This is a genomic window from Calditrichota bacterium (assembly GCA_020637445.1).
Classification (GTDB): Bacteria; Electryoneota; RPQS01; order RPQS01; family RPQS01; genus JABWCQ01.
The window spans coordinates 88,555-112,776 of record JACJVZ010000004.1 but is presented as its reverse complement, the minus strand read 5'-3'; the positions used below and the strand labels follow the sequence as shown (position 1 = coordinate 112,776).

15 protein-coding genes are annotated in these 24,222 nt (G+C 51.7%); 8 read left to right on the top strand and 7 right to left on the bottom strand.

Features of this window, described 5'->3' with window-relative positions:
* The first annotated feature begins 116 nt into the window (after positions 1–116).
* Complete coding sequence (locus tag H6507_12575) at positions 117–584, top strand: T9SS type A sorting domain-containing protein (protein ID MCB9369938.1); 468 nt, start codon at positions 117–119, stop codon at positions 582–584.
* Between the two features lie 30 nt (positions 585–614).
* Positions 615–1,421 (top strand): hypothetical protein, encoded by an 807-nt coding sequence (locus tag H6507_12570; GenBank protein ID MCB9369937.1) that lies wholly within the window; start codon positions 615–617, stop codon positions 1,419–1,421.
* 572 nt (positions 1,422–1,993) lie between these two features.
* On the opposite strand, the gene H6507_12565 is transcribed toward H6507_12570, so the two are convergent.
* The gene (locus tag H6507_12565) at positions 1,994–3,781 is read right to left on the bottom strand and encodes a T9SS type A sorting domain-containing protein (protein MCB9369936.1); all 1,788 of its coding nucleotides are present in this window, start codon (positions 3,779–3,781) and stop codon (positions 1,994–1,996) included.
* 289 nt (positions 3,782–4,070) lie between these two features.
* Here H6507_12565 and H6507_12560 point away from each other — a divergent pair, with 289 nt between their 5' ends.
* Entirely contained in the window at positions 4,071–5,504 is a 1,434-nt protein-coding gene (locus H6507_12560; protein MCB9369935.1) for a sigma-54-dependent Fis family transcriptional regulator, read from the top strand.
* Positions 5,505–5,551: 47 nt separating this feature from the next.
* On the opposite strand, the gene H6507_12555 is transcribed toward H6507_12560, so the two are convergent.
* Together H6507_12555 and H6507_12550 are read right to left on the bottom strand one after the other, a co-directional pair.
* The gene (locus H6507_12555) at positions 5,552–7,342 is read right to left on the bottom strand and encodes a DUF2326 domain-containing protein (GenBank protein ID MCB9369934.1); all 1,791 of its coding nucleotides are present in this window, start codon (positions 7,340–7,342) and stop codon (positions 5,552–5,554) included.
* A 219-nt stretch (positions 7,343–7,561) separates the two neighbouring features.
* A complete protein-coding gene (locus tag H6507_12550) occupies positions 7,562–8,524 on the bottom strand; it encodes a hypothetical protein (GenBank protein ID MCB9369933.1) in 963 nt (320 codons plus the stop codon).
* 730 nt (positions 8,525–9,254) lie between these two features.
* On the opposite strand from H6507_12550, the gene H6507_12545 reads away from it, so the two are divergent.
* The 5 genes from H6507_12545 (at position 9,255) to H6507_12525 (ending at position 14,053) form a co-directional block, all read left to right on the top strand.
* Entirely contained in the window at positions 9,255–10,328 is a 1,074-nt protein-coding gene (locus H6507_12545) for an alpha-hydroxy-acid oxidizing protein (GenBank protein ID MCB9369932.1), read from the top strand.
* Positions 10,329–10,517: 189 nt separating this feature from the next.
* Positions 10,518–10,976, top strand: coding sequence for a MarR family transcriptional regulator (locus H6507_12540; protein ID MCB9369931.1), 459 nt, complete (start codon positions 10,518–10,520; stop codon positions 10,974–10,976).
* A 237-nt stretch (positions 10,977–11,213) separates the two neighbouring features.
* The gene (locus H6507_12535) at positions 11,214–11,804 is read left to right on the top strand and encodes a polyisoprenoid-binding protein (protein MCB9369930.1); all 591 of its coding nucleotides are present in this window, start codon (positions 11,214–11,216) and stop codon (positions 11,802–11,804) included.
* Between the two features lie 674 nt (positions 11,805–12,478).
* Positions 12,479–12,724 (top strand): hypothetical protein, encoded by a 246-nt coding sequence (locus H6507_12530; GenBank protein ID MCB9369929.1) that lies wholly within the window; start codon positions 12,479–12,481, stop codon positions 12,722–12,724.
* A 117-nt stretch (positions 12,725–12,841) separates the two neighbouring features.
* Positions 12,842–14,053 (top strand): T9SS type A sorting domain-containing protein, encoded by a 1,212-nt coding sequence (locus tag H6507_12525; protein ID MCB9369928.1) that lies wholly within the window; start codon positions 12,842–12,844, stop codon positions 14,051–14,053.
* 747 nt (positions 14,054–14,800) lie between these two features.
* Here the strand turns inward: H6507_12525 and H6507_12520 are convergent.
* The 4 genes from H6507_12520 to H6507_12505 all read right to left on the bottom strand — a co-directional run bounded on the left by H6507_12520 (position 14,801) and on the right by H6507_12505 (position 24,213).
* Positions 14,801–16,159: an alpha-amylase gene (locus H6507_12520; protein MCB9369927.1), complete on the bottom strand. Its 1,359-nt coding sequence runs from the start codon at positions 16,157–16,159 to the stop codon at positions 14,801–14,803.
* 449 nt (positions 16,160–16,608) lie between these two features.
* Positions 16,609–19,638 carry a hypothetical protein gene (locus H6507_12515; protein MCB9369926.1) on the bottom strand — a complete coding sequence of 1,010 codons (3,030 nt, stop codon included), beginning with the start codon at positions 19,636–19,638 and terminating at the stop codon, positions 16,609–16,611.
* 300 nt (positions 19,639–19,938) lie between these two features.
* Positions 19,939–21,540, bottom strand: a complete 1,602-nt coding sequence (locus H6507_12510) for a sodium/solute symporter (GenBank protein ID MCB9369925.1) — start codon at positions 21,538–21,540, stop codon at positions 19,939–19,941.
* Between the two features lie 252 nt (positions 21,541–21,792).
* Positions 21,793–24,213, bottom strand: coding sequence for a glycoside hydrolase family 31 protein (locus tag H6507_12505; GenBank protein MCB9369924.1), 2,421 nt, complete (start codon positions 24,211–24,213; stop codon positions 21,793–21,795).
* Positions 24,214–24,222 lie beyond the last annotated feature (9 nt).

Below are 24,222 nucleotides of genomic sequence, written 5' to 3'. Positions count from 1 at the left end.
GGAATTTCGCATATCATCTGTCACAGAGCGCGCTCGTGAATCGAAAATCCCTATCTTTCCTCATCGTCCTTTGCCTTGTGCCGTTTTCACTCTGGGCGCAAAACGCAAAACTGCCTATGACGCTCAGCACCAATAGCGGCACGGGCGGCACGTCAGGATTTATTCAGGGCTACCTCGGCCAGCCGATCGTCGGGTATTTCGGCACCACCAGCAGCGGCGCTGTCATGCACTCCGGCTATGTCCGTGTCTTGCAGCAATTCCTGCTCAGACCCTCGGCTACTCCCCAACAGCCTGCTGAAGTCCCCCTGAATTTCGGACTCGAGCAAAATTATCCCAATCCCTTCAATCCCAGCACGGTTATTCCCTTCTCGCTCGACAAAGCGGGCGCAGGCGAATTGACCATTTTCAATCTGCTCGGACAACAAGTTCGTTCCTATGACCTGAGCGATCTCGCTCCCGGTCTCCATCACATCACGTGGGACGGTCTCGCGCAAAACGGCGCCACGCTGCCCTCCGGTGAATATTTCGCGCGCTTGTCCCACTCGTCTCGCGTCCAAGTGCGCAAACTGACGCTTCTTAAGTAATCTAATTTTTCATTTCAGGATATTCTCTCCATGAGACTCGCTGTTCTCTTGTTTGCCCTTATGCTGGCTGTGGTTGCCCCTTCCTTCGCGAACGGTCCGACCATGATGAACTACCAAGCGGTGTTTACGGATCAGGACGGCAACATCATGCCTGACGGCGTCTATGAAGTTGGGTTCCATATCTACACCGGGGCTTTCGGCGGTCCGCCGATCTGGTCTGAGTGGGATTCCGTCACCGTCGTCAACGGTGTCTTCGAAGTCACTCTCGGGTGGGGACATCCTCTGATGCTCTCAGATTTCCCCGCCGAAGGCGCGTGGCTCGGGCTATCTTATGACGACGTCTATATGACTCCGCGTCAATTCATCGCCGCAGTGCCCTACGCATTCTATTCGTGTTTCGCCGACACCGCGCGTATCGCGGATTCCGCTCGCGTTGCCGGCAACACGTCCAGCGGTGGTTTCAAGCAAGTCTATAACGTCGACGATGGCGTGGTCAATGATGAGACAGATGTATTGTCTACGACTTTTGCGACCAATGCAAACTCCGTTATCACCTTCTTCGCGACTGCGGTAGTGGATGAAACGCCGCAAAATGACGGTGTTGTATGGAGTGGCCGTCTCGAATTGCTGGACGACTTTGGCCAAATCGTAGCTTTTTCACGGACCGTGAAAAATGTCGCACCCGGTGATCTCTTCTGCCAGTCACTTCAGAATCTTCCGGCCGGAACGTATTCGCTAAGACTCACCCTCTGGACAAATGACTCGGAAGAATCCGTTTGGGTTGACTACGTCGAGTTCGATGCAACCTGGATTCCCGCAGTGCTTCCAAGCCGCTGACGTTTCGCATTTCAGTTCACAAAAAACCCCGACGGCAACGTCGGGGTTTTTCGATTCCGCTCTCCCCCCAAATCTGCGTAGCAGTTTTGGGGGGATTAAGGGGGGCTTCCGAGAAAATCGAAAATCCCAAATCGAAACTCCGCCTTCTGTCATCCGGCGCCTGTCCTCGGAAGGATAAGGATCTACTCAAAAAACGCCACCATCTGAAGTGCAAACTGAGAAAACAAAACACCTGTCATCCCGTAGGGACCTACTAAAAGGACGTTACCACTTCAATCGCAACCCGAATTCGTCCCGCGCCTTGTCATCCTGGAAGGATCTTGCAAAAGGACGCAACCACCCCAAGCGCAACCCAAAAACTCCTCCGCTTTCATCGCGGCGGCACCCGCTGCGGGTGCCCCGAACTTCCGTCATCCTCTGTAAGGACCTATGAATAAGTACCACAGACCCCAAAAGTGAAAACCAAAATGTAAAACGCTGTCATCCCGTAGGGACCTATTAAAAGGACGCCACCATCCCAAGCGCAACCCGAAACCCCAAACCACCCGCTTCCATCCCCCATCCCTTATCCTTCACTTAAGCAGCACCACCTTCTTCAAACTCACCTGCGAAGAAGTACTCGCCCGCACAAAATAAACCCCACTAGAGAGCGCAGCAGGCGCAGCATAAGAAATCGTATTTGACGAGAGCCGCCCCCGATAAATCACATCCACCTCCCGCCCCAACAAATCATACAGCAACACCGAAACATCAGAATTCAGCGGCGCAACCAGCGTAACACGCAATGTCGAGTTAAAAGGATTCGGAAAGACATCAAGATCAAGCGCACTAACAAGACTTGGCAAGTGCGCGGTACCACTTAGTGTGCCAACAAAAAGCGTATCAACCGTCGTCGTGGTCACATTTTCCCACATGTCTTCCGCTCGATAGTAGTAGAACCATTCCCCTGTTTCTTGTGGAACCAACCAGAGACCGGAATACTGCGATTCCGCTGATTCCTCAAGTGGAACAACTACCGAATCATCACTCGCTCCGGCGCGAAGTACCACTTGCATTCGCCAAAGCGAATCACTATCTGTGGCCGTTGCAAGAAACTCGACGGTTGATCCCCCCGACAGCGTGTCCGCGAGCTGTCTTGCCTCTTGGATCACAGGTAACAATGTGTCAGGGTGGATGATCCCCACTAACTGGTGAAAATACTGACCATATTCCCCATCATGATAGTGAGAAGCCGTATTAAGTCTCACTTCGTTTCCACGAATTTCAAATCCTCGATTCGTGTTGCCTATAGTCGAGTCATCGGTAATTTGGTGTATGGGTAACCAGCTTCTTCCCTCGTTTGCTGAAAGCTGATATAGGTAGGTGCCTCGATCGAAACCTTCCTCTCGAGTTGAGTCTCCCCAGAAAATCGCCCAGTACTTTCCCCGCATTGCGATCCGGGTTCCCCCTCCGCTTTCAATCGGCGTAAGAGTATCGGGCCCGCTCCAAGTCAAGCCGTCATCCTCGCTAACAAAGCGCCAAGTCATTTGATCTGGATTGCCGTAGGGCGGTATGTCAGCCGATGCTCCGATCATTCCCCGACCCAACTCATCGAATGCTACTACTGGCCAATACATGAAATCGCGATCCAACCGACTTAGGCGTTGTACCGGGCCGAATGCTCCATTGTAAAGCGGCGCTCGGCTGTAAAGCAAATGCCACAAAGGATCGTGATCGGTTCTTTCGCTAAGACCAACAACATGTAACCAGCCATTGCCTGTGGAAATGTCCAATATTGGACTGTTCGGACCGAAACCCGCAACTCGGTTTGCGCTGTAGTGTGCCCCCTGGTCGGCAGTCCACATGACCGTATCATAGCCACTGGCCACGAAGATCGTGTCATTGCGTTCTGCGTATGCCCGGAGATTGCTGTTGCGTGTGCTTAAGGGATCCAGCCATGTTTGTCCAAGATCATAGGTTCGATACAGCCCTTTGTGAAACTGATCTCCCACTCGTTTGGTCGCCATGACAAAGATCCCTTGACTTGTGAAGGCAACCGTGGCCGCATACATGCCAAGCACTTCATCTTGGTTTATGAAGGCATGCCAAGGGCTCCATGTCTCGCCATTGTCGGGACTGATGCAGGCTGCCGCTGAACGCGGTGAAGACGACGGATAACCTGCAAGCAGGACAAGTGTATCGCCAAAAGTGTAGACTTCATTTGCGTAGTACTGGCTAGGTGCTTGCTGCAGCAACCTGATTTCTCCCCACTCAATCGGCGCTTGTGGCTGTGCAATAGCAGTGTTCGCAACCCCCAACAACAAAACCGCGAACCCCACCCGTTTCAGAAGATTGAATGCAGATAGAATTCGCGTTATCATCAAGGCCTCCCAAAACCGTGTGCCGCTTGCATATCAAAATGTACTACACCGTTGCCAGAAAATCAATCATCTATTGCTCGGTTCATACCTCTTACCTCATACCTCATACCTTTCTGACTTCTGACTTCATACTTCTGACTTCACTTCACCTCTCCATAACACCCTAAACCACCTTACAAACTTTCAGCCCTCGCGAAGCGTCACGTTCCCCGGTTTTCAACCGGGTGGCCCTTTACTTGCATGGTTGTTTTGAGCAAAGTTGGTTGAACACAACAAACCCGGCGGGGACATGCAAGCAACACTGTTGGTTGTGGATGACGACCGCGACATTCGAGAGATCATTCGACAGGTCGCGGAGATCAAAGATTACGAAGTTATTGAAGCGGAAGACGCTACGGTCGGTCTGGAGAAGATGCGCACGATGGCGCCGGATTTGTCGATCCTCGACGTCGGGTTGCCGGGCGGTATTGACGGTGTTGAACTCTGTCAACAGATCCATGAAATTTCTCCACAGCATCCCGTTTTGATCATCAGCGGGCAGGCCTCACCGGAAAAAGCGGTCGAGGCTCTGAAGCACGGCGCGTTCGATTATCTGGGAAAACCCCTAAATCTCGAAAAGCTCATGCTTCTGGTCGACCGTGCATTGCAAAATGTTGCCACCTCCCGCGAAATCGAGCGCGTGTCCGACGAACGCAAAGCCGTTTACGGTTTTGATCGTCTGGTTGGCGAATGCAATCAGATGCACAGCGTGATCGAGACCAGCAAAAAAGTCGCGGCGGTTCCGTTTGCAACGGTTTTGCTGACCGGCGAATCGGGAACGGGAAAAGAACTGGTCGCGCACGCGATTCACTTGGCGTCTCCCAATTCCGACAAACCGTTCGTCGAAGTCAACTGCGCGGCGATGCCCGAAACTTTGTTGGAAGCCGAACTCTTCGGTTACGAGAAAGGCGCGTTCACCGATGCCAAGCAGCGCAAGCGCGGTCTGTTTGAAGTCGCGTCCGGCGGAACGTTTTTCTTAGACGAGATCGGCGAGATGCCTTTGAATCTTCAGGTGAAACTCTTGAAGGTCATCGAAGAGCGCACCTTCCGCAGAGTCGGCGGCACGCAGCCGCTTCAAATGAAATTCAGATTGATTGCCGCGACGAATGCGAACCTGATGGAGCAGATCGACTCAGGCAAGTTCCGCCGCGATTTATATTATCGTCTCGCGGTCTTCAGTGTGCATCTGCCGCCGCTGCGTGAGCGCGGCCGCGACACGGTTTCGATTGCAAAGCATTTCATCGATAGATTCAATCGCGAATTCGGAAAGAACATTGAAGGCATTTCACCCGACGCCGAACGTCTTTTGACGAGTTACAATTGGCCGGGAAACATTCGTGAGTTGCGCAACGCCGTCGAGCGCGCGGTGTTGATTGGCAGCGGCCCGCTGATTACGCCCGCGGACTTGGCGATTCTGCCGATGCAGGAGACTCCCACGCCGAGTATTTCCTCAATGCCGGAGACGGACGTGGACAGCTTCATGCACGACGCGAACAACGGTTTTCAAATCGATGTCCCGCAGTCCGGCGTGAACATGGAAGAGGTGGAGAAGCAGTTAATCAGAATCGCCATGCGCCACTGTCACAACAACGCCAGCGCCGCCGCAAGATTCCTGAGGATGACTCGCGAAACCCTCCGCTACAGACTAAAGAAGTACGGAATTAGAGAAGAAATTGAAAGCTAAAAAAACGGCGACCGCAAGGTCGCCGTTTTATCACCGCATCCCAGGGGTTACCACATTGGCATCTTGAAAAGCCGGCCTTGATCGCCATTGTCATGCAATCGAAGGACGACTTCAGAGTCACTAAAGAACGAGACGTCCGATTCAGGAACAGCCGGAATATCAGAATCGATCAGTGTAACAATATGTTGAAGTCCTAGGTCGCAATATGATCTAATAACACGCATCAAACTAATTCGTTTACGAGGATCAAGCGCGTCAAACACACCATCGTGAAAGACAAAGTGAGGGAATGCACTATCAATATGTGCTCTGAGTATTGCCAAATCAGCAGCAATACACAGGAACTTTCGGTAAGTGAAGCCATCGCCTTGGCTTGTGAGGTTTTCTTGAACGTCTAAAAGATCATATTTGAACTCTAGATGTCCATCTCTGTTCGGCGAAACGCTTAAAACAGCTTTTCGGCCGATTACTGATTCAACGATGTCGTTGAAAAACAAACGAATGTTCCTAAAAGTATCATTCGATTCAGCATTTAGTACGTCATTCTCGACAGCCTCTTTTAGCTGCTCAATCTTATTATTAAGTGATCGTAATTCAGCTCGTAGCGATTGAAGCCGAGCAAGTGATTCGCGCCTTCTTTCAAGGCTAATGATGTCAGCCTGAAGGTTCGACATCTCTTGGCTAATCGACTTAAACTTTTCTATTACATCACTTCCGCCTAGGAACTTAAGCGCGTTCTTTCTCTTAACGCCAAGCGCATTGATCTCCTTGCCAATTCTGGATACCCCTTCTTCTATCTCCGCAAGTTCATCATTAAGGTACTTTCTTCGCTCTTCTGTGATCTTTCGATTGAACTCTAGTAATTGTACAAAGTCCTTCTTTAGCTGATCTGGGAACAGTACATTCGCCTCTGCGAACAAACTCTCGGCCCTTTTTGGATCAAACAATATGGTTTCATCTGTTAGGACTTCTTTGACACGCCGTCTTGCAGCGTTCAATGAATAGCGCTCAGAATTCAGTTGAGCGATTTGTGAGTCAAGTTGCTCGGCGACAAGTTTTATCTTCTCTTGATCAAACTTTCTGAAATCAAACTCATCGAGTTGAATACGCTTCCGATCAAATGCGCTACGTTTCACAAGGAGTGTGCCGTCAATCTTGCTGATATCTTCAACAGTACCTCCAACTTCCTTTCTAATCGTCGACTCTTCTTGTGACTTTGCTTCTTTTTCGTCTTCTGTACTATACAATTCGACAACATTTTCATAGGGGAAACCAAGTATATGAGCAATGAAGGGCTTCCAATCTGAATGAGGCCCAGCAAACTTCTTGACTTGAAAAATCTGGTCGTAGTCGTCTTGTGAGCGAATTAAAAAGGGGACGATCTTTCGAAAACTCCAAGGTCGCAAGCCGTGTAAATCGAGTTTTCCGTCGACTATGTCTTTTGCTTTGTCAAACGGAAGAAGGGAATGACTCCATTCGTCATCTTCAAGTTTCGAGAAATCTTGCCAACGGGTGTCATGGTACTTGATTGAAATTCTGTTAGGGTCAGAGACTCCACGCTTAATGGTCAGAAAGTCATTCTTCCGAAGCTCAATTTCAAGGAGAAATTCAAACTTCGAGAATACAGCTATCCGCTTCTGAAGAAAATGCTCCTTGGTTGATTTTGAAAGAAGGCAAAAATCGATGATTTTCCCCAAAATTGACTTCCCCAGATTGTGCGAGTCCTTCTCAATGTTCTGTGGAAAACGAATCTCGCCCAAAATGACATTCAGTCCGGGTTCAAACTTCACAGTAGAGAACTCATCCGGATAGTTGGAATATATGGAAGATAGCTTCATTGGTTCTCCATGTACTCAAAGCTGTCCGTTTTTGAGCGATACTCAACTAGGCCAAGCAAGAAAAGAAGGTTCAATGCTGGGAGAAACAATGTTGCACCGCCTTTCACTTTCTTTTTTACATTGTCACGCAAGGAATCAAAGGATTTTGAACGGCTCGAAATGAGTTCGCCCAATAATAGCGTAGCAACGTGTACTACAGTTTGATCGGGATGTGAGTGTTTAGTCGGTCGGATCATCTGGATTTCTACCTAAGTCGCAGTTCCAGTACATGTAAAACACAAGCAACTTGGTTTCTCGTTTGTTTGCGTTCAGTACTGGGTCACGAGCAAAAAGAAAGTTGAAAAGGTAGTTCAATAGTTCGTCAAACGAATTGTAGTCCTTGCGTTTCGGAATAATATTCCTTTGAAACTCATCCACAGTTGTCAAGTACTTTTCAAGTAATTGTGTGTTCTCAGGATTTGCAAGAAACTCCTTCACTACTTGTGTTTCTTTTAGATAGCGTTTAAGAAAGTGTGAGGCGTATTCGGGAGAAAGGTTATTGATTTTGTTCTTTTCCTCATACGATACACGGTCTGTCGGAGGGTCGGTTAAAACTGTGCTCGCGTTTGGGATATGTACACTTATTGCTTCGATTATCTCTGCTAGTTCATCTGGTCCAACATTAAGCGGCGAATCCAGAGGATTGAAATCCGCCAGCTCCGCTGCAGCAGGAAATCGTTTCAAGAACAAATCGATTTGATGTGCTCCGAAAAGAAGAATTGAGCCAATTGGTACACCACATTCCGTTGAAATGCGAGCCTTGATCTTTTTGTCTGCATTTCCGGACAATCTTCGATTCGCAAAAAGAATGTAGTGATTAAGTTCGCCTGTGTCTTTGAGCGCTTTTATTCGTGGGATTTCTTTTGAAACGACAGAATCTTTGCTCGCTTCACTCGAAAATTCACTGTCCGAGAATGTAGCTACGGGTGAATTAGTGTGCTTTGCTTGTACGATTGTAGTTCCTATCCACGGGGCCATTTTACTTGGAATTTCATTTGCTGTTCCTGTGAATTTTGCATCTCTTCCACCGTCAGGGCCTTTACAAAATCCCTGCACGCTGGTTCCCAGTAGAAACTGACAGATTGAAACTATGAGTTCTTCGAATTGCTCGGGACTTAAGTCCTCATATGCAAACTTCTTCATTTTCACGATATGAGGTTGGTTTTACTCGAGTTGTTTTGTACAGGGAGGTTGAAAGAAACAAGATGTGCAGCTAACACACAATTCTAGGATGTTCAAACTTCTATGATACATAAATTTAGAACTTATCCCACCAATGTCAAGCGCATGCTCGCTACGCAAATTAATAAGAGTTGCATTGCGTTGGCAAGACTCCTCCCGAATTCGACCTAAATCTCGGTTGCCTCCTCCGTTCCCCATCACCCCACCCAACCTCATCTTGAACAAACGTTTACTAATTCCAACAAAATACAAAATCCTCTTGACATCATGCAAATAATGTTGTATATTAGACACAGCTAACCAACCAAAGCACCAATTCGACCCTCCTTGTGCACAGGAAGGAACAGGCGGGGCTGCGGCCAATCAGCACAGAAAATTGTCGCACTGGCAAGTTCTAGTAGCCCAGACCGGGCGAAGACGATCCACTGTACAGACGATAGGGTTCCAACCCGAACCAAACCCTCGCCGGAACACTCCGCGCGTGAAACTCTTCCTGTGTTCCCATCTGACTCAGAGCAGCTCTCGGAACAGAACAATCGCCTGATGAGCAATCAGGGATGACGGCAAAGCAGCCAAGACTTCACACAAAGACAATCCCGACGAGTAAGCATCGCGGCGGCACCTGCCGCAGGTGCCCCGGCACGCGCAAAATTCCGGTTTCATCTCAACGGAAATCTCTCTATCTTAGGACATGAACAACATCCTGAGAATTTCCGATTTTGAATTGCGGGCTAAAGAGGTTTTGACCACGATGGCGTGGGAATACCTCGGCAGCGCGGCGGGTGATGAACTCACTTTGAAGTGGAATATCACAGCGTTCGACCGCATTCAGTTTTTGCCGCGAGTTTTGAATGACGTGTCCGAACTCGACACGTCCGTCGAACTGTTCGGCGAACGGCTGCCGCATCCGGTGATGCTTGCGCCCGTGGCCTATCACAAACTGTTTCACAAGAACGGCGAGATTGAAAGTGCAAAAGGCGCCGCGCTCGCCGAATCAGTTTACTGCGTGAGTACGATGACGAACACGTCGATCGAAGAGATCGCGCAATCGTCGCCTCAGACAAGACTCTGGTATCAGCTCTATGTGCAGCGTGATCGCGGCTACACGAAAAATATCATCGAACGAGTCGAAGCCGCCGGAGCCAAAGCGATTGTTGTGACGGTCGATACTCCGGTGCTCGGCAACCGCGTCCGCGAAGCTCGCGCGGGATTTCATCTTCCTGACGGACTGAATCGCGCGATGTTGGAAGGTTTGCCGAAAGAATTTCAAATTATCGGACATGACACGGATTTGCAGGGAATTTACTATCCGCTCTGCGATCCGAAACTCTCGTGGAAAGATATCGAGTGGATTGTCCAAACCGCGACTGTTCCCGTGGTTTTGAAAGGAATTCTACATCCTGACGACGCGGATATTGCGATTCAATCCGGCGCGCAAGGAGTGATTGTCAGCAATCACGGCGCGCGAAATCTGGACACGGTGCCGCCGACGATTGAAATGCTGCCGGACATCGTGGATCGGATTGACGGAGAAATTCCGGTTTTGTTCGACGGAGGAATTCGTCGCGGAACGGACATTCTGAAGGCGATGGCTTTGGGAGCGAGTGCGGTGATGGTCGGCCGGCCGTATGTTTGGGGACTTGCAGTTCAGGGAGCCGCGGGAATCGAAAAAGCTGTGAGTTTGCTTTTGACGGAGATGAAAATCGCGATGGCTTTGTGCGGAAGAGCCCGGTTGAGCGAGGTGGACGAGGGGATTCTACTTTAGCTCGACATTGAAGTAAAATTATGGAAACGGAGAGGTAAGAACCTCTCCGTTTTTGTTTTGGTGACCCATGCGAGAACACGCGTTGAAATGATATACTCTTATCTCCTTGAAAATACTAAGCTACATACCATTTGCAAAATAGATAAATAATCAGTATTTTGGTATTAAGTTAATTAATATCGGCACAAAATGGGAACCAAACACAAGGGCAGCGCGTCTGAAGTACGTGCACTGGATGCCTACATTAAGTTGATGCGCGCGGCAGATTCGGTGACGAGCCGTGTGTCTAAGGCACTGGCTCCGCACAATCTGACGATTAGTCAGTTTGGTGTGCTGGAAGCCCTGATGCATTTGGGCGAACTTCACCAGAACGACTTAGGACACAAGCTGCTGAAGAGCTCCGGGAACATCACGTTGGTGGTGGACAATCTTGAGAAGCGGGGGCTGATCCAGAGAGAGCGGAGCACGGAGGACCGACGGTTTGTGTGGGTGCGGTTGACGAAAGCCGGAGACGAGTACATTCAAAAGGTTTTTCCGGAGATTGTGCCGGTGATTACGGATTCTTTGGTGGTGTTGTCGCCGTTTGAATTGGAGAAGATGGCGGAGTATTTGAAACAGGTGGGGCAGAAGGCGGCTGAGCCGATTTAAAGGATGAAGGATGAAGGATGCTTCGCGGTGGCTTGGGTTTTGGGTTGCGCTTGAGTGAGTTGCGTCCTTTGACAAGATCCTTACAGGATGACAAAACGCTGGAAGTTCTCGATTTTCCTGGACGATTGACCCCCCTTAATCCCCCCGGAAGACCGGGGGGAAATCAGAAGAATTTTGTTTGCATAGACGATAGAAACACATCACAACAGAAACTCAGAATTAGGGAGTATTACACAGATGAAGATGATTCAATTGCTGGTCTTGGCATTGGTGGTTGCGGGATCGACGGCGTTTGCGGCGGATTGGAATATCGACAAGGCGCACTCGTCGATTAATTTTTCGACGAAGCACATGCTGGTATCCACCGTGCATGGCAAGTTCGAGGATTTTGACGGCACGGTGAGTTTTGATCCGAAGGATTTGTCAACGATCAGCACGAACTTCACGGTGCAGATGGCTTCGGTAAATACGGACAACGAGAAGCGCGACGGACATTTGAAGACGGGAGACTTTTTTGATGTCGAGCACTTTCCGACGATGACGTTTGTCTCAAAGAAAGCCGAGCAAACGGGTGAAGGCAAAGCGATGCTGACGGGTGATTTGACGATTCGCGGCGTTACGAAGGAAGTGACGTTTGACGTAGAAGGGTTCAATCAGGAAGTGAAGTCTCCGTGGGGTACGTTCAACACAGGCGGCACGGCGACGACGACGATTAACCGTTTTGATTACGGTGTTGCTTGGGACACGAAGCTCGACTCGGGTGGTTTGGTTGTCGGCCAAGATGTGAATATTACGGTCGAGCTGGAACTGAATCGTCCGGCTGAATAACAAGCGCCCACTTGACAAGTGGGGAACGATACGCTGACGCGGCGGCCTTTTTTGGTCGCCGCGTTTTTTCTTAAGGATGAAGGATAGGGGGGAAGAAAAATAGAAAATAGAAAATAGAAATGCGGAAAATATGAAATATGAAGTATGAAATATGAAGGCGGAGTTCAGATTCCGGCGGGGAATCCCTACGGGACAGGGCGCGCTGACGCGCTAAATCACTTCACTGCGTTCGAGTGCAGGCCCCGCTCGGCGAGATGATGTGTAGTGGCGGGCTTGGCCTGCGTTCTCCTGTTGTACTACCGTCGGCCTCTGGCCGTCGCGCTTGGAGTGATCGGCAAGAAGCCCCTGCCGGAGGCAGGGAAGTAGTAACGGGGAAATAGAAAATGCGGAAAATATGAAATATGAAGTATGAAATATGAAGGCGGAGTTCAGATTCCGGCGGGGAATCCCTACGGGACAGGCCGCGCTGACGCGCTAAATCACTTCACTGCGTTCGAGTGCAGGCCCCGCTCGGCGAGTAGAAGTATGAAGTCAGAATGCCCCCCTTAATCCCCCCAAAACTGCTACGCAGATCTTGGAGGAAGACCAGAGAAAGTCTGGGCAAGTTGACTTTTCAGTTTTGCGAGCGTAAATTTCTGCCATGCACGGCTAAACTTAGCTCGGAGGCCTTGATCATGACGCGAATTCTCTCTGCATTCAGAATCTTGAAGCGGGTGGGGTTCGCGGTTTTGTTGTTGGGGGGCCTGCTGTATGCCCAGCCGTACGAACCGACGTATTTGTTGGATGTGACGGGGGAGGTGGGACAGTATTTGGGGTTTAGTTGCTTTCAATCTGTTGGTGATCAAAACGGAGATGGGTTCGACGATGTCATCGTCGGGTCGGAAAGTTCCGTGAACTCTTTGGATATCCGGCTGTATTAGGGCAACAATCTGGGTAATGCCAGTTTCATCGAATTTGGGCGATACGACACGACGAATGACAGATATGGTTGGTCAGATGGTGCATTCGATGCGGGCTTTACGGTCCCTGCTGGTGACGTGAACGGCGACGGCCATCAAGATATTCTCCTTAGCCTTTACCTGCAGTCTGCTGGGGCAGGTTGGCGTTCGGCGTTATTCTTAGGTGGCCCAGGGGTATTTGATACGATTCCTGACTGGATTGGAGCACTTTCCGATCTTCACTATCTTACCAACGTGGGCGACTACAATGGGGATGGTCGGGATGATTACACGAAACGACCGTTGAACGAAGGAATGTTCAACTTTTACTTGGGTGAAATTCCGGGATCTGATGATGCGCTGTGGTCACACTTTGATTTCAATTCCAGTCACATGGGATTTGGCGACGTGAATGGCGACGGTTACTCGGACTTTGGACGAGTCATCCTGCTCGGAGATAGTGGATACGTTCGCGCGGAACTCTATTTGGGCTCTCCGTTGGCAGATTCGCTGCCGGCATTGATCCGTGTTCGCCCATCGGCAGCAGGGAATACGTTTGAATATTACCACCGGATAGTGGGCGACATAAACGGGGACGGATACGATGACATCATATCTCGTGCGACCTCATTTGCCGAGGGCGCACGGAAATACATCTACTGGGGTGGACCGGACATGGATCTTGTTGATGACGTCGAGTTACATTGGCCGAACAATAATGTGCCCAAGTACGTGACGCCGTTAGGGGACATCAATGGGGATGGGTATGACGATGTCGCGCATTACGAACACTACTTAACTCCCCCCAATGACCACATCGAGGTTTGGTTAGGTGGGGATCCGTTGCCGGAGTCGCCGGCGTGGGTGTTGGATGGCCCGTTGGACGGGATGAACTATCCGTACCGGATCGGTGAAGCGGGAGATTTTAACGGGGACGGGATCGACGACTGGTTTTTCTCGGCGTATCATGGTCTCGAAGAGCGCGGCAGAATCATCGTCGTTGCGGGCGACCGGAACTTTGGTTTGCCGGTACGGGAGCCGACACTGTTGCCACACAATTTATCTCTTTCCGTTTTCCCCAATCCCTTCAACTCAACACTTCGTATTTCTCTCGACGCGCCGCTGCATTCTGATGTAAACGTGGTGTTGTATGATTTGTTGGGGCGAGAGGTGGATGTGATTTATCGGGGGAGGGTAGCGGGTTCTGCGATTTCTTATACGGCTCCTGCTGGGCTTGCGAGTGGGATCTATTTTGCGCGGGCGTCGGCAGGAGATCGGGTGGCGCTTCGGAAAGTGGTGCTGCTGAAGTAGGGGATGAAATGGGCGGCTTGGGGGGCTCGGGTTGCGCTTTGGGTGGTGGCCACGTTTTACAAGATCCCTACGGGATGACAAGGCGTTTGGGTTCTCGGGTTGTGACTAACGTTAGTGGTTTGCTTCGGTGGATCCTTACAGAGGATGACAGAAGGCGGAGATGTTCTCGGGTTGCGCTTGAGATGGTGGCGGCCTTTTAGTAGGTCCTTACAGAGGATGACGGAAGTCAGAGTTTCGATTTGGGATTTTCGATTTGGTTTTTTTCAGAAGCCCCCCTTAATCCCCCCATTTCTCCGAGCAGAAATGGGGGGAGACCTGAGAGATCCTTCAGCCGCGGAGGCTTTCCCTACAGGGACAGGCAGGATGACAAAGCGTGGGGAATTCTCGGGTTGCGCTTGGGGTGGTTGCGTCCTTTTAGTAGGTCCCTACGGGATGACAGGTGTTTTGTTTTCTGTGTGTTTCAGAAGCCCCCCTTAATCCCCCCAAAACTGCTACGCAGATTTTGGGGGGAGAGCGGAAAAGCCGAGGTGATTGCCTCGGCTTTTTGTGTCGAGCCGAGAGGCTCGAGCTTGTGTAGATTTGCAGCGGAACTACATAATTGCGTCTTACGTTTACCCCCCTTAATCCCCCCGGAAGACCGGGGGGAAATTCAGAAACGGGTGGATTGCCATCCACCCCTACAGGATGTGAATTGCTCTTCAAGACCCCCCTTAATCTCCCCGCGCGGCGCGGGGGGAAATCGGAATACTACTGCAGCTCTAAGACTTTGGCTGCGCCTGCGGGTAGTGTGATGTGGTCCGTGCCGGTTAGAGTTGTGGCTGTTTCTTCCAAAACATCTTGATATGTTCCGACGACGCTGGGATCGTTTAGCGTGATGTTCAGGCCGGTTTGGCTTGTGTTGACTATGACCACAACTCTGCTGTTGTCGCGTTCTCTTTTGTAGCACAACGCCGTTTCATCGCCTGTGAAATTCACGGGAACCAAATCTGCACCCTGTTCTCCATTACGGAGAGCGGGGTTTCTGTGTTTTAGAGCAGTTAGTTTTTCATAAAAATCGGTGTATTGATTGTCAGCCCAATCGATGGAATCTTTTTCGAAGAACAACAAGCGGCGATTGAAACCGGATTCTTGGCCGTTGTAGATCAGCGGAATGCCGGGCGCGGTCATGATCATCGCGGCGAAAGGAAGGGCCGCGCTATGAAAGTGTTCGAACTCGGTGCCGTTCCAACTGTTCTCGTCGTGATTGCTGGTGAAATACATCGCATACGAGTCTGGCGGATAGTTTTGCTTGTGCGTCGAGAAATAGGTCAGCAAATCGGCGACGGCGCGCTCGCCTGCGGCGACGTTGATGGATTTGTGGAAGAGTTCCCAGCCGTAGCCCGCGTGGAAGGCGGCGTGATATTCGGCGGATTCGTTTTCCATTAACAAGAAGAGCGATTTCATCGGCAAGAGCTCGCGTGCGGCTTGCTCCCAGAAACTCAGCGGCACCATGCCCGCGACGTCGCAACGGAAGCCGTCGATGTTGGTTTCCTCGACCCAGAACTGCATCGACTCAGTCATCCACGCGCGGAGATCGTCGTTGTCGTAGTTCAGTTGAATCACGTCCGTCCAGTCGGGAACGGGGGGCACAAAACTCCCGTCATTGTCGTGCGCGTACCAGTCGGGATGATCGACGGTCAATGGATTGTCCCACGACGTGTGATTGGCAACCCAATCAATGATAACCTTGAAGCCCATGTCGTGACACTGAGTGACGAGGTTTTTCCACTCGTCCATCGTGCCGAACTCGGGATTTATTGCGCGGTAGTCTTTGACTGAGTAATAACTGCCGAGCGAGCCTTTGCGATTTTCGACGCCGATGGGATTGATGGGCATAAACCATAGAATGTTCACGCCGAGTTCCTGCAAACGGGGGAGATGCTCGGCGAAGGCTGCGAAGGTGCCTGCGGTCGTGAACTGACGCACGTTGACTTCGTAGATGACGGCGTTGCGCGACCACTCGGGCGGCGTCATGTCGAGCGGAGTGGTGACGTCTTCGTCGGAAGATGCTTTGCACGCGACGACGGCGAGCATTACGAATATCGTTAGCGTGATGAATTTTAGCATGGGAGAGGAAAATTCCAATTTACAAATTCCAGATTGCGGTGGAAGAGAAAATCAAGTATGGGGCATCCGCAGCGGATGCCGCCGCGGGAAAATGACGGGTTGATGCGGGCACCAGCGGCGGGTGCCGCTGCGTGAAACGGATTCCGGCGGGGAATCCCTACGGGACAGGCCGCGCTGACGCGCTTAATCCCCGCTCGGCGACCAGCATGCCGCTGGACTGGTTGACGCTTGCGCGGAACTCTTGAGTTGGTTCGGTTTGATGCTTGATTCCTTCACTATGTTTCCCTATAGGGACATGCAGGATGACAAGGCGCGAAGAAAAGTCAAACGTTTGAAGTCAGAAGTCAGAACAGGTAAGAGGTTTGAGGTAAGAGGTATGAACTCGGAAGACCAGAAGCCCCCCTTAGTCCCCCCAAAACTGCTACGCAGATTTTGGGGGGAGACCTGAATCAGAATTGGATTTCTACGTAGTAGATGGCTTGGGAGTTTGTTGCGGGTTCGGTGAATGTTGTGCTCGTTGTCGTGGTGACCAATGTTGGAATCTCACCGACGCCGTAGGCGCGCCAGACTCTGTAACTTTGCGCGAGCGCGCTGCCATGCCAACGCAAAGTGATGTTTGTGCCGTCGGTGCTGATGGTTAGGTTGCGCGGTTTCAGGTGCAGGACTTGCCATTCGCTCGATTCAATGTTACCGTTGGAAACTATTGCCGCGGGAATTTGTGACTGCAGAGTTCCGCTTGTCGGAGTTTGGTAGACTCCAAGACAAACGTAGAGAGATTCTGGAAGTGCGCCGAATTCTTCCGCGATGTTGAGCGTGCCTTCGGTTAGGCCGCTTGGTGAAACGGACGCGGAGCCCGAGTTGTCGAACCAGCCGCGCCACCCGTTGTCGGCTTCGTTGCCGATGTATGCATTCCAGAGTGCGACTTGGCCGTTCTTTAGCCACGGAGCGGCGGTCATGGCGCCGGGAATTTCAGAGATAAAGATGAAGCGGTCGTTGCCGGTGCCTTGCGCGTTTTCGGTGGCGACGTAGAGATTTGCGCCGTCGAATCCAGCCCAGAGATGTATCGCGCCGCTTGATCCGAGTTCGACTGTGTTGTCATCGAGCACGCCGTCCATGACGAAGCCGGGAGAACCTGTTGGCGTGACGGGCACGTGCCAATCGCCGCCGCTGTTGTTATCCCAGTTGCCCGCGCCGTCGGTGAAAACGAAATCGACGAAGGTGGCTTGAGTTGGAATCGAATATGTGGAACGCCACTTGGCGGAGTCGGGATCGTAGGTCATGTTCGGGTCGGGTGACAAAACATTTTGCCAACCGGAATGACCGATGTGGATTTTGACGGGGTTGGTGTTTTGGGGAAGAGTGCCGAGAGTCAAGTCGTAGTAGATCGTCAATTGATCACCGCCTTGGGGATTCTCGGGTGTCCATGATACTCTGTCTCCGCCACCTCCGCTGCCTTGTCCTGTGCCAACGTAGGTGTGATAGACATCGGAACTTTGAATATTGCCGCCGTTGTCCCATGCTTTGACGTAGTAGTCGAGCAGCACGCCGCCGCTGTCTACGACTTCGCCATCGGTCAGATGATAGACGTATTGATTGGAAATTGCCGTGGGGAGTTCGTCAAAACTGACGTCACCGTAGCCGTAGGGATTGCCGATGGGAAATACACGGCCGGTCATTGCGCGGGCGCGCCATGAAGTTACTTCGGAGCCGCCGACGATGGTTTCATTTTGGAATGATGATAATGGGTTTGTTCCGTCATTGTCGAGGCGATAGTAGAGCGAGCAGGCGGCGATGCCGTTTACGTCGTAGGCGAATGTCCAGACGCGGAAATCGCGCGGGTTTTGAATTTGCTGATAGCCGTGCAACGGGCCGAAGCCGATGCTGCCGGGATTGTGCGGCCACTGCTGGAGTTGCCAAATTGTGGGCGGAGTTTGATCCGTGGATTGACCGATGACAGACGTTGCGTGACTGATAGCTTCGTTGCAGGCGACGACGGGTTTTTGCTCGAGATCTAGACTCGTGCCGTAGTACATGTAGCCGGAATTCAATGATCCGAGCAGAAAGTGCCAGGCGAGATCGAGCTGCGTTGGCGCACTCGTGCGCGGATTTTGAATTGCGGGAGTGTAGGACGGACCGGCGACGTGTTCAGCGGTTAGGACGTAATTTGTCGCGGCGGTGATGACGGCCCAGTTGTGCGCGTCGATAGCCCAGCCGTTGTCAATGTCGATTTGTCCGGTGATCGTGTGCGGCGGCCACATCCAATTGGGAAAATCGGGATCGCCGAAATCGCCGTCGGCATTGATCCACGCGCCGTCTTCGACGTGAACGATGTCGTTTTGAGCGGGTGGGTGATCGGCTAAGTATTCGGGAACGGTTGTGGGTTCGTAGCCGCGCGTAACCGCTTGGCTGGTGAAACCGGGGACGCTTTCCATGTAGTATGAATAGCCGCCGCCGAAGGCGTTGTCGCCGTCGTGACCAAGCGTGATCAACATCGGTTTATTGGGATCATTCCATGACGCGATTTGATCGATATCGTCGGGCGAATAGGTTTGATAGCCGTCTTGCCAGCTCATCGCCATGGCGACGGGAACGACGATGATCGTGTCGGCGATTCCGGTTTGCGCATCGACGTAGATCGCGCGATGAGGTTGAAAGCCGAAAGGAACCGCGTCCGTGGGTGAACAGCCGCGCGAAATGGATTGCGTGCGCCAGTTGGTTTGCGCGGGATTTATTTGATCGGCTAAATTCGGTGGGTTGCAATTTTCACCACCTGTGCCTAAAGTCAAGGGAAAGTTTTCGCAAGCGCGCGAGAGATGTGTGGATGCGATGAAGGTCCACTGCAGGCCGCAGTCACGCAAGACGGGAATGATGCGTTCGGAGAAGGCAATTTCAGGTGGAAAATAGCCGACGGTTTGCGCGGGGGTGTTGCCCCAAATCGAACCATAAACACTCTGATAGATTTGGATGTCTTTTTTCAAGACTTCTTTGTCAATCAGCGGTGAAAAACTGTGATGATAAGAAATGATCGTCAGTTCGAGACGCGGACGTCCGCCGCTGGTGGTCCAGTTGCGCGCCGTTTGGAAATAGGAATTCCACGCGGACGAGTAGCCGCCGTAGTTTTGCGACGCGAGGCTTGCGACATCTCGAATCAAGCCGCCGGAGTAGGTGACTTGTGCGCCGGCATCTACGCCGGACATGGAGGCGACGGAATTTTTGGGACGATCTTGATAGGCGGCAACGCGATCGGCGACTGTGAAGATTCCAGAGACGTCGTTTTCGGGATGCGGTGCGCCGTTGTTGCGCTGCCAGATCGATTCCATCGCGGTTTCGTAGCCGTTGCCGTAGGGAGATTGATCGGGCCAGTAAATGGGCTGCTCGAGATGCCAGAGGTAGGTGGTGTGGACGGGTGCGCCCAGCGTGGACGCTGGTCCCAGTGTGCTGGCGAAGAGGATTAGCAGTATCGTGCTTAGTTTGTTCATCGTGTTGCGGAGAAATTTATGAATTACAGTTCCGGCCGGGTTGCGCTTTGCTTAACCCAGCTCGGCGGGAAGTTCGGATTCCGGCGGGGAACCGTGTTATGCGTTTTCGCTTTGCGCTTTGGGTTGGTGTAGTTTGCTACAAGATCCTTCACTACGTTCAGGATGACAATGCGCATGGAGTTTTCGTATTGGCTTGAAAGACCCCCCTTAATCCCCCCGCGCAGCGCGGGGGGAGACCGGAGTTCAGAAGCCCCCTTAATCCCCCAAAACTGCTACGCGGATTTTGGGGAGAGACCTGAATCAGAAGAACAGGCCCCAGAGAATTAGGACGATTGAGATTAGCAGAATGGACAGCGCTACGTTGCGTTTGTGGGCTGCGGGGTCTGCGGGTAATCTGATGGCTTTGTCTGTGTATTTGAACGTGAGGCCGTTCAGTGATGCGGCGGCCGGAGGAGGTGTGGCCATGCTCACTGCTACCAAGACCAGCGAACAGATGACGAACAACATCGTTGCAAAATGGAGAAAGTTCATTTCAATCATGCTGCGGAACAGACCGGGATCGAGCGGCGAGGTTTTGTTCACGATTTCGCCGATCAGCCTGGTCGCACCAAACACCAATCCCGTCAGCAGTGCCGCGAGTGAACCTTGACCGTTGGCTCGTGACCACAGCAAGCCGAACAAGAATACCGCGGCGATGGGAGGACTGATGTAGGCTTGGACACTTTGCAGGTAGACGTAGAGTTGAGAAGACACGACGTTGATGAACGGCACCCACAGGATGCCTAAGCCAACCACTACTGCTGTGGCGATTCTGCCGACTCTGACGAGAGTTTTTTCGTCGGCGTCGGGTTTTAGCTTTTTGTAGACGTCGAAGGTGAAGAGCGTCGATGAACTATTGAAGCAACTGGCCAGCGACGACATCAGGGCCGCGAGCAAACTTGCGACGACTATGCCTTTTAGACCGACGGGAAGCAATCGCGAAACCAATGCGGGGTAGGCTCCGTTGCCGGTGGCATCGGGATACAAGACATACGCGATCATGCCGGGCAAAACGAGAATGAAGACGGGCAAGATTTTCAAGTAGCCTGCGAAGATCGCTCCGCTTCTCGCTTGCTCGATGCCGCGCGCACTCAAGACTCTTTGGACGATGTATTGATCCGTGCACCAATACCAGATGCCTAAGATCGGCGCGCCGAAGACGATTCCGGTCCACGGGAAATCGGGATCACTCATCGCCTTGAACATGCTCCAGAATTCGGGCGGAGTTTTGGCGACCAATTCTCCCCAACCGCCGACTTCGTGCAGACCTAAGAATGTCAACGCGAGTGCACCGAGTACGAGGATGACTGCTTGCAACAACTCCGTGTAGATGACTGCTGTCAATCCGCCGATTACGGTGTAGATGCCTGTGGTGACGACTAATGCAATAGCTGATGTGTAAGCGTCCCAGCCTAACAGCTCGTGCAGTAGCAAAGCACCCGCGAAGAGAGTGACGGAAACTTTGGTCAAGACGTAAGCGACGATACTTACGGCGGTCAGGTACCAGCGCGATTTTGCATCGTAACGACGCTCGAGAAATTCGGGCATCGTGTAGACTTGAGATCTTAAATAAAACGGCGCGAAGACCCAACCGAGCAAGAGCACAATCAAACAGGCGAGCCACTCGAAGTGTCCAACGGCGAGACCTCCGGCGGCGCCGGAGCCTGCGAGTCCTACGAAGTGTTCGCTCGAGATATTTGTTGCGAACAGGGACGCGCCGATTGCGAACCAACCGACATTGCGGCCCGCGAGGAAATAACCTGCTGCATCACTCTTGCGGCGACGCGCGAAGTAGATGCCGACTGCAAACACCGCCGCGAAATAGGCGACGATGATGATGAGGTCTAAGGCGGAGAGGTTCATGGCGGAAAAGTTTGAAAGAGGAAAGAGGAAAGAGGAAAACGGGCTTCCTCAGTTTTCTATTTTCACTTTGGGTAGTTGATTTGTTTTACGTTGGTGGTTAGAGCACTCAGTTGTCGCGGCTTACTCATAGATCCTTCAGCCGCGGCGGCTTCAGGATGACAATTTATGTAACATTCACGGTGCGCTTTGGGGGATTTTGCGCAGCGAGCTGCGCGCTACAATTGAAGGTGCCAACAGCGGGTGCGCCGCTACTTACCTTCGTATTGCGAGAGTTGTGAAGTTATCGGTTCCAATCTCGATGGTCAACGTTCTTGCATCCTTGTCATAATTTAGCTGATTAGCGGTTGGAACGATTGGCCCGCCATTCAGGACCAGATAATAACTTGCTGGGGATACATCGTGAATCGTAAGCAGTACGTTTCTGCGCGTTGGCGGCAAGGGACCTTTGCTGTCTTTACTAAAGGTCATTTGCGTACCGTTGTTCTCGAATGAGTATGTTACTTGGTTTGCAGAGTTATTCTTGTAGTCAAATGAAATGCCATCGTCTTCATACAATGAGAATTCCGCTCTTTTTTGTGAGTTAGAGTGTGAATCTTGAAAGACATCGAAATGTAACTCACGGATGGGTCTTTCGTCTGTGTATTCTTGCGCGTCGCGGCGGACTATGATTGAGCCTTCGCGGAGGAACATGGGGAGCCAGTCTAAGTGCGCATCGACGATGATTTCTTGGGGGCCTTCGTAGACTTTTTCAGTGTTCCAATCTAACCAGCGGCCTTCGGGGAGGTAGACTTTTTTGGTGTATTGACCTACTCGTGTTACGGGAGCGACTAAGATGTCGCGGCCTAACATGAATTGTTGTTGGTAGCCCCAGTCGTAGCACTTGGGGTCATCTTGAAATTCGTAGAACAACGGGCGCCAGATGGGTTCGCCGGATTTGCTCGACTCGTAGAAGAGTGTGTAGAGATACGGGAGCAATTCGTAGCGGAAGTTCAGGAACTTGCGGCTGATGTCTTCGACGTTTTCACCGAAGGACCAGGGTTCTTGATCGGGGGAACCGTAGTGCGTGTGCGTGCGGCAGAAGGGAGAAATTGCGCCAACTTCTATCCAACGCGCATACAATTCGGGTGACGGTGTGCCCATGAAGCCGCCGATATCCATGCCGACGAAGGGTTGACCGCTCAAGCCCATGCCTAACATCATGCGAATGCCGAGTTCCAAGTGATCTTCGGTGGCTAAGTTGTCGCCGGTCCATGATGCGGAGTAGCGCTGTTGTCCTGCGAAGCCTGCGCGAGTTAGAATAAACGGGCGTTCGTTGGGATAGGCTTTCAACAATCCTTCGTAGGTCGCTTGGGCCATTTTCAGCGCGTAGAGGTTGTGCATCTTTTTGTGCGACGAGTTTTGGCCATTGTCGTCGAAGATTGTCTCTAATGGGAAGGCTTGGCCCCAGCAGGCGGGTTCGTTCATGTCATTCCAAAATCCGCGTACGCCTAATTTGCGAAAATCGGCGATGTGTTTTCCCCACCACTCGCGAGTTTCTGTTTTGGAGAAATCGGGGAAGAAAGATTTACCGGGCCAGACTTCGCCAATGTGAGTTGTGCCGTCGGGATATTTTACGAAGAGATCTTGGGCGAGACCAACTTTTGCCATGAAGTAATTTGTGTCGGCTTTGACGCCGGGGTCGATGATGGGGACGATCTTGAAACCGTCTTTGGCCAAATCATCGAGCATTTTTTTCGGCTGCGGGAAGCGCGTCGAATCCCATGTGAAGACGCGGTAGCCATCCATGTAGTGAATGTCGAGATAGATGACGTCGCAGGGGATGTCTTTGTCGCGGAAGGTGCGAGCAAGATCACGGACTTCGGATTCGGGATAGTAGCTCCAGCGGCACTGCTGATAACCTAACGACCAGAGCGGCGGGAGATTCATCTTGCCCGTGAGTGAAGTATAACGCTGGACGACTTCCGCAATGGAGGGACCGTAGATGACGAAATAGTCGAGTGGGCCGTCTTCGGCTGCGAAAGAGGAATAGCGCTGTTGTCCGGCGCCGAAATTGAATCTTGTTTTGTAGGAGTTGTTGAAGAAGACGCCGTAGGCGATGCTATCACGAACTCCGATGTAGAAGGGGATCGATTGATAGAGGGGATCGGAGTTGTCGGTGTAGCCGGGAGTGTCGCTATTCCACAATACAATTTCGCGGCCACGGCGGTCGAGTCCTCCGCCCTTCTCGCCTAAGCCGAAGAATTTTTCGTTGGGGGCGAGAGTTTTCCACGTACGGACTTCGTTGCCGTCCCAGCCGTAGGGCATCGTGGGATCGTCGGCGAGGAAGGTGACGTTGTTATTGTTTTGGAATTGAAGGCGGAGGGAATCTTTGTCGCACGTAACTTTCAGTCCACCAAGGCCCACTTGATAATAATCGTCTTCGTTGTCACGTTGCAGAACTAATTTTGGCGGAGAATCACTTAGCTTGCTATCAACATTCATTATTCCAAATCGCGGTCCCATCGTCATAATCAAAGAATCCGCCAGCAGAGCATCCGTGAGCAAGGGCGCGGGATGATCCGGGCGGACTAAGGTTACGCGAACGATTTCGGGAGTATAGAATTTGAGTTCGAGCGTGACGCCGTCCTCGCATGTTACGAATGCGCCGCGTTCGGTGGGCTCAATGGAGGCCACGGGCGAGGC